This is a genomic window from Luteibacter sp. HA06 (assembly GCF_054061215.1).
The window spans coordinates 3,097,026-3,110,787 of sequence record NZ_JBSSDZ010000001.1 but is presented as its reverse complement, the minus strand read 5'-3'; the positions used below and the strand labels follow the sequence as shown (position 1 = coordinate 3,110,787).

The 13,762-nt window shown below is 64.1% G+C and carries 18 protein-coding genes and 1 tRNA gene; 2 read left to right on the top strand and 17 right to left on the bottom strand.

The genetic code is table 11. The features are described 5' to 3' along the window. The first annotated feature begins 36 nt into the window (after positions 1-36). Both ACVWWJ_RS14315 and ACVWWJ_RS14310 read left to right on the top strand, forming a co-directional pair. Positions 37-618 (top strand): TetR/AcrR family transcriptional regulator, encoded by a 582-nt coding sequence (locus tag ACVWWJ_RS14315; RefSeq protein ID WP_456968402.1) that lies wholly within the window; start codon positions 37-39, stop codon positions 616-618. 134 nt (positions 619-752) lie between these two features. Then, on the top strand, positions 753-1,493 hold the full coding sequence (locus ACVWWJ_RS14310) for a 3-oxoacyl-ACP reductase family protein (protein ID WP_456968401.1): 741 nt from the start codon (positions 753-755) through the stop codon (positions 1,491-1,493). A 29-nt stretch (positions 1,494-1,522) separates the two neighbouring features. Here ACVWWJ_RS14310 and ACVWWJ_RS14305 read toward each other — a convergent pair whose 3' ends face one another. The 17 genes from ACVWWJ_RS14305 to phaR form a co-directional block, all read right to left on the bottom strand. Continuing rightward, complete coding sequence (locus tag ACVWWJ_RS14305; RefSeq protein WP_456968400.1) at positions 1,523-2,206, bottom strand: hypothetical protein; 684 nt, start codon at positions 2,204-2,206, stop codon at positions 1,523-1,525. Between the two features lie 207 nt (positions 2,207-2,413). Then, the gene (locus tag ACVWWJ_RS14300; protein WP_159895119.1) at positions 2,414-2,719 is read right to left on the bottom strand and encodes a hypothetical protein; all 306 of its coding nucleotides are present in this window, start codon (positions 2,717-2,719) and stop codon (positions 2,414-2,416) included. Then, positions 2,716-3,045 (bottom strand): hypothetical protein, encoded by a 330-nt coding sequence (locus tag ACVWWJ_RS14295; protein ID WP_456968399.1) that lies wholly within the window; start codon positions 3,043-3,045, stop codon positions 2,716-2,718. Before ACVWWJ_RS14295 ends, ACVWWJ_RS14300 begins: the two co-directional genes overlap by 4 nt. A 213-nt stretch (positions 3,046-3,258) precedes the next feature. Next, positions 3,259-3,345, bottom strand: a tRNA-Leu gene (locus ACVWWJ_RS14290). 24 nt (positions 3,346-3,369) lie between these two features. Then, positions 3,370-3,948 (bottom strand): cysteine dioxygenase, encoded by a 579-nt coding sequence (locus ACVWWJ_RS14285; RefSeq protein ID WP_159895115.1) that lies wholly within the window; start codon positions 3,946-3,948, stop codon positions 3,370-3,372. Positions 3,949-4,032: 84 nt separating this feature from the next. Continuing rightward, positions 4,033-5,136, bottom strand: coding sequence for a homoserine O-acetyltransferase MetX (metX, locus tag ACVWWJ_RS14280; RefSeq protein ID WP_456968398.1), 1,104 nt, complete (start codon positions 5,134-5,136; stop codon positions 4,033-4,035). Positions 5,137-5,191: 55 nt separating this feature from the next. Further along, positions 5,192-5,863, bottom strand: coding sequence for a tetratricopeptide repeat protein (locus ACVWWJ_RS14275; protein ID WP_456968397.1), 672 nt, complete (start codon positions 5,861-5,863; stop codon positions 5,192-5,194). Next, on the bottom strand, positions 5,860-6,300 hold the full coding sequence (locus ACVWWJ_RS14270) for a cytochrome c-type biogenesis protein (protein WP_200851876.1): 441 nt from the start codon (positions 6,298-6,300) through the stop codon (positions 5,860-5,862). Before ACVWWJ_RS14270 ends, ACVWWJ_RS14275 begins: the two co-directional genes overlap by 4 nt. Beyond that, on the bottom strand, positions 6,300-6,842 hold the full coding sequence (locus ACVWWJ_RS14265; protein ID WP_159895109.1) for a DsbE family thiol:disulfide interchange protein: 543 nt from the start codon (positions 6,840-6,842) through the stop codon (positions 6,300-6,302). Before ACVWWJ_RS14265 ends, ACVWWJ_RS14270 begins: the two co-directional genes overlap by 1 nt. Then, on the bottom strand, positions 6,839-8,821 hold the full coding sequence (locus ACVWWJ_RS14260; protein WP_456968396.1) for a heme lyase CcmF/NrfE family subunit: 1,983 nt from the start codon (positions 8,819-8,821) through the stop codon (positions 6,839-6,841). Before ACVWWJ_RS14260 ends, ACVWWJ_RS14265 begins: the two co-directional genes overlap by 4 nt. Continuing rightward, positions 8,818-9,285, bottom strand: coding sequence for a cytochrome c maturation protein CcmE (ccmE, locus tag ACVWWJ_RS14255; protein ID WP_456968395.1), 468 nt, complete (start codon positions 9,283-9,285; stop codon positions 8,818-8,820). Before ccmE ends, ACVWWJ_RS14260 begins: the two co-directional genes overlap by 4 nt. Continuing rightward, positions 9,269-9,469 carry a heme exporter protein CcmD gene (gene ccmD, locus ACVWWJ_RS14250; RefSeq protein ID WP_159896673.1) on the bottom strand — a complete coding sequence of 67 codons (201 nt, stop codon included), beginning with the start codon at positions 9,467-9,469 and terminating at the stop codon, positions 9,269-9,271. Before ccmD ends, ccmE begins: the two co-directional genes overlap by 17 nt. Then, positions 9,466-10,233, bottom strand: a complete 768-nt coding sequence (locus ACVWWJ_RS14245) for a heme ABC transporter permease (RefSeq protein ID WP_456968394.1) — start codon at positions 10,231-10,233, stop codon at positions 9,466-9,468. Before ACVWWJ_RS14245 ends, ccmD begins: the two co-directional genes overlap by 4 nt. 67 nt (positions 10,234-10,300) lie before the next feature. After that, complete coding sequence (ccmB, locus tag ACVWWJ_RS14240; RefSeq protein WP_456968393.1) at positions 10,301-10,987, bottom strand: heme exporter protein CcmB; 687 nt, start codon at positions 10,985-10,987, stop codon at positions 10,301-10,303. Then, positions 10,984-11,619: a heme ABC exporter ATP-binding protein CcmA gene (gene ccmA / locus ACVWWJ_RS14235; protein ID WP_456968392.1), complete on the bottom strand. Its 636-nt coding sequence runs from the start codon at positions 11,617-11,619 to the stop codon at positions 10,984-10,986. The genes ccmB and ccmA overlap by 4 nt, the downstream gene beginning before the upstream one ends. A gap of 78 nt (positions 11,620-11,697) precedes the next feature. Continuing rightward, positions 11,698-13,077, bottom strand: a complete 1,380-nt coding sequence (locus ACVWWJ_RS14230; RefSeq protein WP_456968391.1) for an FAD-dependent oxidoreductase — start codon at positions 13,075-13,077, stop codon at positions 11,698-11,700. Between the two features lie 90 nt (positions 13,078-13,167). Further along, positions 13,168-13,674: a polyhydroxyalkanoate synthesis repressor PhaR gene (phaR, locus tag ACVWWJ_RS14225; RefSeq protein ID WP_200851993.1), complete on the bottom strand. Its 507-nt coding sequence runs from the start codon at positions 13,672-13,674 to the stop codon at positions 13,168-13,170. Positions 13,675-13,762 lie beyond the last annotated feature (88 nt).

Sequence of the window (13,762 nt, the reverse complement as noted above, 5' to 3'; positions counted from 1 at the left end):
CATTTTGTGGACTTTTCGATCCAGAAGTGGTGAGACATGGCGCGTCCACGTGAATTCGACCGGGATACCGCCCTCCAGCGGGCCATCGAAACATTTGCGTCCCACGGGTTCGAGGGGACGACGACACCGATGCTGCTGGACGCCATGAAGATCGGCAGGCAGAGCCTCTACGACACGTTTGGCGACAAACGGAGCCTCTACCTGGAGGCGTTGAGGCGTTACTCGGATGAGAGCACCGGCGCCACGCTGTCTGCGATGTTCGCGAGCGATGCCGTGCTTGAGGGCGTGGAGCATGCTTTGCTGGGATTCGTTGACGACGCCGTCGCCGGTCGTGGTCCGGCGTGCCTTGGCATCCATGCGATCACGGAGTTCGGCACGTCGGAGCCCGATGTGCGCGCCGTAACCGACGAGGTAGGTCACCGAACGCTGTTGGCGTTCGAGAGCCGCCTGCGCGATGGGATCGAACGCAAGGAGCTCGCGGCGGATCTGGATGCCTCGGCAGCCGCGCAGTTCTTGCTGGCGACGTTGTCAGGGCTGAAGGTAGCAGCTCGCGGCGGAGCATCGCGCGAGGCCTTGCGTGGCATCGTTGCGGTGGCGCTGCGAGCGCTGGCGCCTTGACGACTGAGTTATGGAATGAATAGTCAAGAAATGTGTACAATCTGGCCCGAGACCCTTCCACGCCCTTGACCACGCCTGGATTGGCCTTTTTTTTCATCCATTAATTGACTAATCAATCCAGAACTGGAGAAGTTATGAACCTGCGACCCCTTGAAGGAAAAGCCGCGTTTGTCACCGGCGGCTCTCGCGGTATCGGCGCGGCCATCGTGCGCCGTCTCGCCCTGCAGGGCGCCTCTGTGACCTTCACCTATGCGGCGTCCGCGGATGCGGCAAAGGCCGTCGAGACTGCGGTGAACGCTGCGGGTGGAAACGCCGTGGCCGTTCGGGCAGATAGCGCGGACGCGGGCGCCCTGACGACAGCCATCGACGCGGCGGCAGCGGAGCATGGCCGGCTGGATATCCTCGTCAACAGCGCCGGAGTGATCACTCACGGAGTACTCGATGATCTGCCAATCGAGGAGTTCGACCGGGTGTTTGCCGTCAACGTCCGCGCCGTGTACGCCGGCACACGCGCTGCCGCGAAGCATATGGGGGAGGGCGGAAGCGTGATCACGGTGGGAAGCGTCGTCGCCGATCGCAGTGGCTTCCCTGGTACATCCATCTATAGCGCGTCGAAAGGTGCGGTCAAGGCGATGACGCGTGGCTTCGCTCGTGATCTGGGCCCACGTGGCATCACGGTCAACAACGTGCAGCCGGGTCCGATTGCGACGGACATGAATCCGGCCTACGTAGAGGATCTGGTGCTTCCGCTGATTCCTATGGGTCGGATGGGTAAGGCGGATGAAGTGGCGGCCTTGGTGGCATATCTGGCAGGGCCCGAGGCGCGGTTCACGACGGGGGCAAGCCTTACCGTCGACGGCGGCTTCATGGCCTGAGCTGATGCGGCCCGATTGGCAATCGGGCGTTACTTGCCGGTGGCGGCGTCGACGATCGTCGCGGCGTCGTCATGGCCATAGAGGCGGAGTAATACGGCGATCATGGATGCGGCGACGCCGAGCATCGTGGTCAGCCCGGCACACGTCCACAGGCTCAACTGAAGCTTGGTGGGGAAACGGTCAAGCTTGTCTGACAGATTGGCTGACAAGGCATCCATTCGGTCGTTGAGGCTTGCCGACATGTCATCCATCCGGCCCCTGAAGTTTGCCGACATGGAATCCATCCGGCCGTTGAGGCTTGCCGACATGTCATCCATCCGGTCCTTGAAGTTTGCCGACATAGAATCCATCCGGCCGTTGAGGCTTGCCGACATGTCATCCATCCGGTCCTTGAAGTTTGCCGACATAGAATCCATCCGGCCGTTGAGGCTTGCCGACATGGAATCCATCCGGTCGTTGAGGCTTAACGACATGGAATCCATTCGAACAGTGGTGCTTCCCGAAGTCGACTCCAGTCTCTCCGACATCACGCTTAAGGTCACCTCGATTGAGCTGACGCGTTTGCGAATGTCGCGCACATCGATGCGGACCTCGGCAAGGTCGCTGCGTACGAACTTCGTTTCGGTTTCGAGGGTCGCTACTCGCGCGTCCAGTCGTTCGTTGTTCTTTACGGCGCCGCAGCGGACGAACTTTGGTTTTTCGGGCGATTGCACTTGGTCCACCGGCAGCCGATAAGGAATTGAGTGCGCATCGTACGTCGCCAGAAATTCTGGATCAGTAGGCGCTCAGCCGAGAACTGCAGCAGGCGTTGACCCGCCTGCTGTAGGGCCGGTTCGTGATCATCGTTCACTCAATCACAGAACGCGCGAAGGCATCGGCCTCACTGAGAACAATCGAAGGCGAGGAAGTATCACGCCTCTTTAGGGAACTCCGTTCCTGCCTGCTGCGGCAAGCAAGGGCGCCAGGTACTGTTGCGCCATCCACGCAAACCCACCGATCAAGGCAATAAGCACGGCGATGGCTCCGCTCATGACCCACGTCTTTGCTGCTGCGTTTTCCATGCGTGTCTCGACCTTGGCAATCGAGACCCTGATCGCCGTGACGTCTTGTGCGATTTGATCGACAGCGCGATCAAGGCGATCGATTCTTCGGCCAGTGCCGCCGTCTCGAGGAGGGTCGCCGCCGCCTTGCCGAACGTCGTCCCAGGGACCCTTCGTGACGTTCATGCCTTATATCCCGGCGTGCGTGCGCGTTCATCAGCCCACGTGGCGATGATGAATGCATCGTGCAGGCGCTGAAAACCACAGTGGTTGCAGGTCATCATGATCGAAGGGCGCATCAGGTCGAGCGATGCCAGCAGCGTACTGGTCGGCTGGCTCTCCTGGGGAAATCCGAAGGGCACCCCGAGCAGAAGATGCGTGTCGTCAGTCGGGCCGGTGTATGTCCACGACGCGGCGCCGCACGACAGGCACTCGTCCTTGGCACCTTTGGCGAGGAAGAATTCCCTCACCGTTGGCAGGTTCAAACTCTTGAGCTTCGCGCAGCTATCCATCAGCCCGTCAGGTTCCCGAATAACAGGTTGGCATCCTACGCTTCGGGAATGGCACTCATCAGTAGGCGTCGGGAAGACGGAAGCGCCAAGCGTTGCGTTGCCCGCCGTCAGGATGTGTCGCGTCGCGCGGCGACGGCAACAAAAAACCCGCCTGAAAAGGCGGGTTCGTTGAGAACATTCGAAGGCGCAGTGCGCGGCCTTCGATGTTGTAATTGGTGCCGAAAGAGGGACTCGAACCCTCACTGTATCACTACAAACGGATTTTGAGTCCGCCGCGTCTACCGGTTCCGCCATTTCGGCATGGGGCCACGCATTATGCGTGAATCAGTGCACCCGGTCGAGACCCAACTGGCGTTCGCTGCGCTGGTACCAGTCGTCGCCTTCGGGATTGAACACGGCGCACTGGGTCATGCGGCCCGAATAAATGTGCAGGCTGACGGCGACCGAATCCTCGCTGGGATTGCGGATCGTGTGGTACTCGTGCGGCGGAATCAGGCTACCGGCAGAGCCCGGGCCGGCCTGAATCGAGCCGACGGGACGGAAGTGGTAGCGCTCTGCCTCATGCTCGCCCAGTTCGTACTGGACGATTTCGAGCGAGCCGGCCCAGACGCCCTCGACGCACCACATGCCGCAGTGATCGTGGATCAGGGTGCCCTGGCCAGGTCCCCAGGTCATGGCGATGACGCTGTAACCATGGTCGTCGCTGCGGTAGAGCTCGCGGCGGGCGTAGTGGTCGCCGGCCATTTCAAAAACACACTCGGGAAGTTTCACTTCCTGGGAGCGGATCAGTCGACACAGCGCGTTGCGCAGGGCGTCGGTGATCGCCGGAGTGTTCGCCTGGGCGACCGAGGCGTCAATGGCCTCGATGAGCTTGTTGCTGCCCGGGAAGTCGACCGTGATCATGGCTGGAACCTCTGGATGGCGGTGGCGTGGGGACGCCGTTCGGAGCCGATGATAGCAAAATGCGGGTCGTGCCCTCCCACGGGGTTAGATCGAGCGCAGGAAGCCGCCGATGGCGCGGCTGTAGTTTTCGATATCCACCAGGAAGGCGTCGTGGCCCTGGGGGGAATCCAGCGCGACGAATTCGACCCTGGCGCCGGCCGCCTCCAGGCCCTTGGCGATGGTTTCCTGCTGTTCCAATGGAAACAGGATGTCGGTGCTGACGCCGATAACCATGGCGCGTTCGACCTGGATCCGGCCCAGGCCGCGCATGACGTCGCCTTCGCCGTATTCGGAGATGTCGAACCAGTCGCTGGCGCGCGACAGATAGAGGTAGCTGTTCGGGTCGAACTGGCGATTGAAGCGCCTCGCATGGCCCTCGAGATACGACTCCACCTGGAACTCGAAGCCGAAGGGCTCGTTTTCTTCGCGCTGGTCTGCATCTAGGCGGATGCGGGCGAAGCGGCCGTTCCACTCCATGGCAGAGCGGTACGTAATGACGCCGAGCTTGCGGGCGATGCTCATGCCGTGTTCCGGCCAGCGCTCGTTGTCGTAGCGACCTTCATTCCAGTGCGGATCGAGGCGGATCGCCTCACGTTGCAGCGAGCGAATGGCGATAGCGAACGGCTGGGCCTGCGGTGCGGTGTCGACGCTGAGGTGCGTGCGCGCCGAGCCGGGGTGAAGGAGCATGTACGCGAGCGCGCTCATGCCACCCATGGAACAGCCGACCAGACACGCCAGCTCCGTGATGCCCAGACCGGTCACGGCTTCGCGTGCGGCGTTTGCGACGTCTTCCAGCGATAGTTCGGGGAAACTGAGCCGGTAGGGTTCGCCCGTTGCCGGATCGACCGATGCAGGGCAGGTGGAACCCTTGTCGCTGCCCAGCGAGTTCACGCAGATGACGAAGTAGCGGTCGGTGTCGAAGGCCTTGCCGGGGCCGATCATCTCTTCCCACCAGCCTGGCGTCGGATCCTCCGCATTGGCGGCGGCGTGGGCACTCGGCGAAAGGCCGGTGAGGATCAGCACGGCATTGCCTCGCGCGGCGTCCAGCGTGCCCCAGGTTTCGAACGCGACGCGTGCGCCATGCAGTTCGCCGCCGCGTTTCATGCGGAACGGAGAGGAAAGCGTGTGGTAGCGGCGTGCGTCGCCCATGGGTAGGTCCTTCAACTGGTACCGGCCATGGTGCCACGGCAGGCCCGCTTCGCGCTCACTTGCCGGCGTCGGCGGCCGCGCGTTTGTCCGCCTGGGCGATCTGTTCGGCAACGGCATGGGCGACGTTGGAATCCGGATCGAGCATCGGTTGCAGCTTCTTCCAGGTCGCCGAGGCTTCGGTGTACTGCTCGTGCTGGAACTGACTGATGCCAAGCAACCACAGGGCACGCTGGTTCTCGGGATTCGCGGCGACGGCCGCTTGCAGCAACGTGAGCGCCCGGCCCTCGATACGGTGATCGCCGCGCACCAGGGAATCGGATTCTGCCCAGCCGACCATGGCGGCGCCGTTTGCAGGGTCCGCTTTCAGCGCGCCGTCGTAGGCGTCGCGCGCGTCCGCCGGCTGCTTCAGCATGGTGAACGTCTGGCCGAGCAGCAGCCAGCCTTGCGCATCGTCGGGATGGTCCTTCAGGCGTGCACGCAACGCGACAATGGCTTCGTTGACGTCCATTTCCTTCGCCGGCTCGACACCGCCGAGCGTCGACGGCGTGCCGACGAGCGCATAGAGGCCGACGCTCGCAAGCGGCACGACGACGGCAATCGCGATCAACACGACAAACGCACCGCGCGAACGACCGTGGCGACGGCCATGGCGAACGATCGGAACCAAGAGCAGGGCCAGCGCGAGGGCCAGCATGGCCCCGGCGGCGAGATAAAACGCGTAGGTCACCAATCGTCCCCGGTATCGTTGATCGGCGTCGTGTCCGCCGGTGCCTGCCTGGCGCGACGGCGCACCTGCACGGCGACGACGATGCCACCGATGGCAAGCAGTGCGAGTGGTCCGAACCAGAGCAGCCAGGTGCCGGGTTCGACCGGTGGTTTGTAGAGCACGAACTGCGAATAGCGGTCGACCAGATAGGCCTTGATCTCGTCGTCGCTCTTGCCCGCCTGGATCATCTCGAAGACCTGGCGGCGCAGGTCATGCGCGATCGGCGCGTTGGAGTCGGCAAGCGTCTCGTTCTGGCACATCGGGCAGCGCAGTTCGGCGCTGAGGTGCTGGAAACGAACTTCTTCGGCGTGATCGCGGAACGGCAGCGGCTGGATCGCCTGCGCCGTCGCCAGCATGGGCAACAGAACCAGGCCGAGCACGAGAAGCCAGCGACGCATCACGGCGCTTCCTTCGCCAATGCAGCTAGTGCCGGACGAATTTCCTTGTCGACCACTTCAGGCGTGATCGGACCGATGCGCTTGTAACGAATCACGCCCTTCGCATCGATCAGGAAGGTTTCCGGCGCCGCGTACACACCGAAGTCGATACCGCTGCGTCCTTCGCGATCGGCCACGATCACATCGAAGGGATTGCCGTGCTCGGCCAGCCATGCGCTAGCCGCTTGCGGCTCGTCCTTGTAGTTGAAGCCGATGAGTGGCAGACCGAGCTGCTTCACTTCGGTCATGAGCATCGGGTGCTCGTGCACGCATTCGATGCACCAACTGGCGAATACGTTGAGGAAATACGGCTTGCCCAGCAGCGAGTCCCTGGTGACGGTGCGACCGGCATCGTCGAGGACGGGCAGGGCGAACGCCGGCGCTGGCTTGTTGATCAGGGGCGACGCGATTTCGTGCTGGTCGTGCTGCGTGTTCCACCAGATGCCGAAGCCGAACAGGCCTACCAGGACGAGGAAGCCGAACAGGGGCAAAAGGCGGCTCACGCGAGCGACTCCTTGGCTGGCGGCGTCACGGCAGTGGTTACCGTTTCGGCCGAGGGTGCCCTCTTGGCGCGGAAGCGGCGCTCCATGGCGGCGAGGAAGCCGCCCGCCATCATGAAGAGACCGCCCAGCCAGATCCAGCGAACAAACGGCTTGTGATACAGGCGCAGGGCCCAGGCACCTTGCACGTTCGTCGCTTCCATCGGTTCGCCGAGGGCGACATAGATGTCGCGGAACAGCCCCGCATCGATCGCGGATTCGGTCTGCACCTGCCCACGCGAATAGGTGCGCTTCTGCGGGTGGAGCGTTGTCAGCACCCGACCGTCACGGAGGATGGTGACCATGCCTTCGTCAGCGCGCCAGTTCGGACCGGTGGTTTCCTCGACACCGTCAAAACGGAAATCGTAGCCGCCGACCGATTCGGTCTTCCCCGGCTCCATGCGGACGTCGCGCTCCATGCTCAGCGATTCGGACAGCATCACGCCGACCAGGAAGATCGCGACGCCGGTATGTGCGAGCAGCATGCCTGCCATCTCGGCGGGGAAGCGGCGGCCACGCGGCATCTCGCGCCAGCGTTTGATCACGTAGGACAAGGTGCCTGCGCCGACCCAGACTGCGCCAGCGATACCGGCGATCGCACGCAGGTGCCCTTGGGCGAAGAACGCGGCGACGATGGCGCAGATGATCGCGGCGACACCGGCGCGCAAGGCCATCGTGGTCAGCTGGTGGCCTTCGGCGCGGCCCCAGCGCAAGTACGGGCCGAACGGAAGCAGCAGCACCGCCGGTGCCATCAGCAGCACGAAAAGGAAGCCGAAGTAGGGCGGCCCGACGGAAACGCGACCGAGGTTCAGCGCATCGCCGATCAGCGGAAAGAGCGTGCCGAGCAACACCATCGCGGCGGATGTGGTGAAAAGCAGGTTCGCTACCATGACGCCGGTTTCGCGCGAGAGCGGCGCGAACGCCTTCCCCGTGGCGACCTTCGGTGCGCGAATCGCGTAGAGCAGCAGCGAACCGCCGATCACGATGATCAGGAAGGCGAGGATGTACAGGCCGCGCCGCGGATCGGACGCAAAAGCGTGCACCGACGTCAGTACGCCCGACCGGACGAGGAAGGTGCCGAGCAGCGACAGCGAGAACGCAAACAGCGAAAGCAGGATGGTCCACGCTGGCAACGAGCCGCGTTTCTCCGTCACGGCCTGCGCGTGGATCAGCGCGACACCGACGAGCCAGGGCATGAAGGACGCGTTTTCAACCGGATCCCAGAACCACCAGCCGCCCCAGCCGAGTTCCGCGTACGCCCACCAGCTGCCGGCAACGATCCCAAGGGTGAGGAATGCCCAGGCGACGTTGGTCCACGGACGTGCCCAGCGCACCCAGGCCTGTTCCATGCCGCCGCCGAGCAGGGCGGCGATCGAAAATGCAAAGGCGACCGAGAAGCCCACGTAGCCCATGTAGAGCACGGGCGGGTGGAAAGTCATGCCCGGATCCTGCAGCACCGGATTGAGGTCACCGCCGTCGGCGGGCATCGGCAATTCGCGCAGGAAGGGGTTGGAAGTGAAGAGGATGAAGGCGAGGAAGCCGACGCCGATCAGGCCAAGCACGCCGAGCACGCGGGCCAGGAAAGCCGGCGGCAAATGACGGCTGAACGCGGCCAGCGCCACCGACCACACATTGAGGATGAACACCCAGAGCAGCATCGACCCTTCGTGCGCACCCCAGACCGCGGTGACACGGTAATACCAGGGCAGCGCGAGGTTCGAGTTATCGGCGACATAGGCCACCGAGAAGTCGTAGGTCAGGAAGGCGTAGATCAGGATCGCCATCGCGGCGAAAACGAAGACGCCCTGGCCGGCGGCAGCGGGACGAGCCACGGCGATCAGCGCAGCGTTGTTACGCCACGCGCCGACGATCGGCAGCACGCCCTGGGCGATCGCCAGGAGCAACGCGAGAACGAGGGCGAACTGGCCGAGCTCGGGAATCACTTGGGTGTGTCCTTCATCGCGGTGTCGTCGATCTTCTTGTTCTGGTGAGCCTTGGCCATGGCGTCCTTCAGTTCCTTCGGCATGTAGTTCTCGTCATGCTTGGCGAGGACTTCGCTGGCGATGAAACGCGCGCCGTCCATGCGGCCCGTCGCAATCACGGACTGGTTGTCGCGGAACAGGTCGGGAAGGATGCCGGTGTATTCCACGGGCATGGCGCCGTCCGCGTCGATGACGATGAAGCTCACGCGCAACGTGTCGGCAGCGCGCTGGATCGAACCGGCCTTGACCATGCCGCCGAGACGGAAGCTCTTGTACGGCGTGGCCTGGCCTTCCTGCACCTGGCTTGGGGTAAACAGGTAGCTCATGTTCCGCTGCAGCGCGAACACGGTGAGGCCCACCGCCACGACAGCGGCGACGATGACGGAGATGACGATGGCAAGGCGACGTTTACGCGTTGGATTCATTGCTTGGCGGGGTTCCGGGCCGGCGGCGGTTTTCCTGGCGCGCGAGCCGCGCGCGAAGTTCGCGCAGGTTGCGGCGGCGCCGGGCTAACGGGGCCAGCGTGTCGATGAGAAGGACGATGAGGAAGGTGGCGAACGCGGTCCACACATACGAACCATAACCGCCCATGGCGAGGAATTGGTTCATGCGGCGTCGTTCCTGGCCTGGCCGAGCGCGATGTCGCGCACCCAGGTCTTGCCACCTTCGGAAGCGATGAGGTCGGCACGCACGCGCGCAAACAGGCTGGCCACGTAGTAGCACTTGGTCGCGGCCATCATGGTCAGCAGCGGCCAGAGCATGCTCGCCGAGATATGCGAGGGGCCGAGCAGGCGAATCGTGGAGCCCTGGTGCAGCGTGTTCCACCAGTTCACCGAGAAATGCACGATGGGGACGTTCACCGCACCGACCAGCACGAGGAAGGCCGCAGCGCGTGCGCCCTGGCGGCGGTCTTCGAACGAGTGATACAGGCCGATGATGCCGAGGTAGATGAAAAGCAACACCAGTTCGGAGGTGAGGCGAGCATCCCAGGTCCACCAGGTGCCCCACATGGGTTTGCCCCAGAGCGAACCGGTCACCAGGGTGATCAGGGTGAATGCCGCGCCGACTGGCGCCGATTCCATCGCGACGACTTCGGCAATCTTGATTCGCCAGACCAGCCCGATGAATGCCGCAACCGCCATCGCGCCGTAGATGAAGAGACTCATCCAGGCACTCGGCACGTGGATGAAGATGATCCGGTAGGCATCACCCTGCTGGTAATCCGCCGGCGCCGCCACGAGTCCGCCGTATAGCGCGACAGCGCCCAGCAGGAGCGCCAGACCGAACGCCCACGGGCGTACGGCCCCGGCGAACCGGTAGAACACCGGCGGCGAGCCGAGGCGGTGAAGCCAGAGCGGAACCCAGTTAGCCATCGTTACCTGTTACCCAATGCGTTCGGACACCGTGAGTCCGTAAATCGGGGTCCACGGTTGCAAGCGTTCATGTGTCCATGGCGATGCGAAGCGCGGCGGCGCAGGCCAGCGGCGCAAGAACGAGTGCCATGGCCAGGCCGGCGCCCAGCCAGGCGATCGGCGCGACCCAGGGCAAACCTTCCTGCGCGGCGGACAGGGCCCCGGCTGCGAAGATCACGACCGGCACGCACAACGGCAACAACATGAGCGCCAGAAGCATACCAGAGCGTCTCGATCCGGCCGTCAGCGCGACCAGCACCGCGCCCAGCAGGCACAGCAGGGGCGTCGACAGCAGGAGCGCGACCACGAGCACGGGCATGGCTTCCGGTGGCAGCTTGAGCATGCTGGCCAGCACGGGGGCGACGATGATCAGCGGTACCGATGAGGTGATCCAGTGCGCCAGGATCTTCATGCCAACCAGCAGGGCCAGCGGCTGTGGGGCCAGCATCAGCAGCTCCATCGAGCCGTCCTCGATATCGCCGCGGAAAAGATGATCCAGCGACAGCAGGATAGCCAGCAGCACGATGACGAACACGACGCCGCCGGCGATGCGCGCAAGCAGGGCGGGCTCCGGGCCGATCGCGAAAGGAAAGAGGGTGGTGACGATGACCGCATAGAGCACCGGCATCGCGATATCCCCGCGACGCCGCCAGGCCAACGTGAGGTCGCGGCGAAGCAGGGCGGCGCAGGCCGCGGGCGTGCTACCGGGCGTCACGCGTGCAACCGGATGCGGCGTGGTTCGCCGCCGGCGAAGCTCACGGCGCCATGGCTGGTGACCAACGCCGCGCCGCCACGCGCCGCATGCTGCTCGAGCAGGCGGTTAACCAAAGCGATGCCTTCGCGATCGAGATTGGCGTACGGCTCATCCAGCAACCACACGCGAGCAGGCAACAACAGCAAGCGGGCCAGGGCGGCGCGTTTTTTCTGCCCGGCGGACAACTGGCGAACGGGCTCGTCTTCGTACCCCGCCAGACCAACCTCGCGTAGCACCCCATTCTCGTCCGTGCCGTCGCGCAACCCGTACAGGCCCGCCGAGAGTCGCAGGTTCTCGCGCGGCGTCATGTCGAACTTCAAACCCAGGTGGTGGCCGAGGAAAACCACCGCGCCAGCGACCGTGTCCAGCGAGAAGGGGGAGCCATCCAGGAGTACCTGGCCTTCGCCGGGACGCAGCATGCCCGTCAGAACGCGCATGAGGGTCGTCTTGCCGCTGCCATTGTCGCCTTCCACCAGCGCGATCTCACCCCCATGCAGGGCAAAGTCGATCGGCCCGAACACCGGCTCGTCCTGGCGCAGGAAGCACAAGCCTCGCGCTTCAAGCAGGGCGACGTTGTCAGGCAGAACATTCATTGGGCTGGCTGGTGCTCTATGTAGGAGCCGATTCATCGGCGAATGGGTGCTAGCCCCAGACATCAGTACTCGCAGGCCTCAGCCCCGCTCAAACGCCTGCTTCGGCAACGGCGGCAACGTGGCCTCCAAAGTCCGCACCGCTGCATCGAGGTCGACATCGGCCACCGACTCATACCCCTTCAACAGCTGCTCCACCAGCACATCCTGCGCCTGCCCGCGCTCCAGCGCATAGCGATAAGGCAGATGCGTAAACGTGACCATGCGATAGCGCGGCAGGTAATGCGTCGGCGAACGCTCGGCAAGCAGGCCGCCGAGTTCGCGCTTACGCAGGTAATGCGGATCCGCGACGGAGTCGCGCATCTCGACGTAATTTTCCAGGGCCATCCGCGCGATCGCATCCGCGTTGGGTTTGCGACGCTGCTCGAAGGCGGCGAAAACCGCCGCCGCATCGTCCGGCTGGGCGGCGAAAAGATCCGCGAGGTCCGCGGCATCTTCGAAGCCGCAATTCATGCCCTGGCCGTGGAACGGCACCATGGCGTGTGCGGCGTCGCCGATCAGCAGGGCGCGACCGCCGATGTGCCAGCGGTCGAGATAGAGCGTGGCCAGGGTACCCACCGGGTGCTCCGCCCAGTCCGAAGCGAAGTCCGGCATCAGGGCAAGCGCATCGGGGAAATCCGTGCGGAAGAACGCCTCGGCGGCGCCGGCGCCGGCGATCGTGCGGAAGCTCGGGTGATCGCCTTCGTTCGGCAGGAACAGCGTCACGGTGAAGCTGCCTTCGCGGTTCGGCAGCGCGATGCACATGTAGTGGCCGCGTGGCCAGATGTGCAGGGCGTTGCGCTCGATCGCGAAAGGGCCGGATGCGTCCGCCCGAGGGGGAATCTCCAGTTCCTTGTACCCGTGGCCGAGCTCTTCAATGCGCTCGCCCAGCGGCGAATGCAGGTGCATCGCGGCGCGCAGGGCAGAACCCGCGCCGTCGGCGCCGATGATGATCGGTGCCTCGACGGTGCGCAGGTTGCCCTCGGGGTCGCTCAGGGTCAGCGTGCCGGCATCCAGGTCGGCCGAGGCCAGGCCCTGGTCGAAATGGATGCTGGCGCCGGCTGCTTCCGCGGCATCGAGCATCAGCGTGTTCAGGCCGCCACGGGAAACCGACCAGATCACCTCGGAGTCGTCGACGCCGTAGCGCTGCAGACCGCTGTGGCCCGCAGGATCGTGGACCATGCGTCCGCGCATCATGACTGCCTGCTCGAGAACCTTGTCGGCCAGGCCGGTGGCGCGCAGGGCGTGCAGGCCACGTTCGGCCAAGGCCAGGTTGATCGACCGGCCGCCCTGGAATCCGGCACGGCGGGGATCGGAGCGTTTCTCGTACACCGTGACGCGGAAACCGCGCTGGGTCAGCAAAGTGGCAATCAGGGCGCCGACCAATCCGGCGCCAACCACGGCGATGTCGTTACGGGGCATGGTCGACCTGATTCGGAGGCGCGATATTGCAGGGCAGCGCATCGTGCGCCGCAGCGCCAGCGGGAGCAAGCCCGCGGCGCAGCGTCAGGATTAGCTGGCTTTCTTGCCCGTCGGGCGGGTGGTGGTCCGCGTGACGGGATCGGCCGGCTTCGCCGTTGCCGCGTCAAGGAAACCGCGCTGCATCGACTTCCAGACGTCGAGGTTCCGTTCGGTCATTTCGTTGAGCATCGACCAGGGGGTCTGGCCCATCAGGCTGTTCAACTGGGTGCGGAACTGCTGCTGCTGATCGAGGAAAACCTGCAGGCTGCGCTCCAGATACGGCCCCATGAAGCCCTGTAGCGAGTCGCCGTAGAACCTGATGATGTGCGACAGCAGCTGCGGGGAGAGCATGGGCTGGCCGTGCTCCTCGTGCTCCGCGATGATCTGCAGGAGGACGGAGCGCGTCAGATCCTCGCCCGACTTGGCGTCGCGGACTTCGAAGTTTTCCCCATCGAGTACCAGCTGGCGGACTTCCTCCAGCGTGATGTAGCTCGAGATCTCCGTGTCATAGAGACGGCGGTTCGGGTACTTCTTAATGATGCGTAGGGTTTGTGCCATGCGGCGAAAGCTACCACGAGGTATTGCGCCGCACCAGTTGCCGAAAGGGGGCGTAATCGTTTTCGGATTTCACATCCGGGTCTTAAAT

Excerpts from the sequence above, each read along its gene's own strand:
- ACVWWJ_RS14315 (WP_456968402.1), top strand. The coding sequence starts at position 37 with ATGGCGCGTCCACGTGAATTCGACCGGGATACCGCCCTCCAGCGGGCC.
- ACVWWJ_RS14285 (WP_159895115.1), bottom strand. The coding sequence starts at position 3,948 with ATGATCACGGTCGACTTCCCGGGCAGCAACAAGCTCATCGAGGCCATT.
- ccmA (WP_456968392.1), bottom strand. The coding sequence starts at position 11,619 with ATGAATGTTCTGCCTGACAACGTCGCCCTGCTTGAAGCGCGAGGCTTG.
- phaR (WP_200851993.1), bottom strand. The coding sequence starts at position 13,674 with ATGGCACAAACCCTACGCATCATTAAGAAGTACCCGAACCGCCGTCTC.
- ACVWWJ_RS14310 (WP_456968401.1), top strand. The coding sequence starts at position 753 with ATGAACCTGCGACCCCTTGAAGGAAAAGCCGCGTTTGTCACCGGCGGC.
- ACVWWJ_RS14230 (WP_456968391.1), bottom strand. The coding sequence starts at position 13,077 with ATGCCCCGTAACGACATCGCCGTGGTTGGCGCCGGATTGGTCGGCGCC.
- ACVWWJ_RS14295 (WP_456968399.1), bottom strand. The coding sequence starts at position 3,045 with ATGGATAGCTGCGCGAAGCTCAAGAGTTTGAACCTGCCAACGGTGAGG.
- ACVWWJ_RS14300 (WP_159895119.1), bottom strand. The coding sequence starts at position 2,719 with ATGAACGTCACGAAGGGTCCCTGGGACGACGTTCGGCAAGGCGGCGGC.
- ACVWWJ_RS14270 (WP_200851876.1), bottom strand. The coding sequence starts at position 6,300 with ATGCGTCGCTGGCTTCTCGTGCTCGGCCTGGTTCTGTTGCCCATGCTG.
- metX (WP_456968398.1), bottom strand. The coding sequence starts at position 5,136 with ATGGGCGACGCACGCCGCTACCACACGCTTTCCTCTCCGTTCCGCATG.
- ccmD (WP_159896673.1), bottom strand. The coding sequence starts at position 9,469 with ATGAACCAATTCCTCGCCATGGGCGGTTATGGTTCGTATGTGTGGACC.
- ACVWWJ_RS14245 (WP_456968394.1), bottom strand. The coding sequence starts at position 10,233 with ATGGCTAACTGGGTTCCGCTCTGGCTTCACCGCCTCGGCTCGCCGCCG.
- ccmE (WP_456968395.1), bottom strand. The coding sequence starts at position 9,285 with ATGAATCCAACGCGTAAACGTCGCCTTGCCATCGTCATCTCCGTCATC.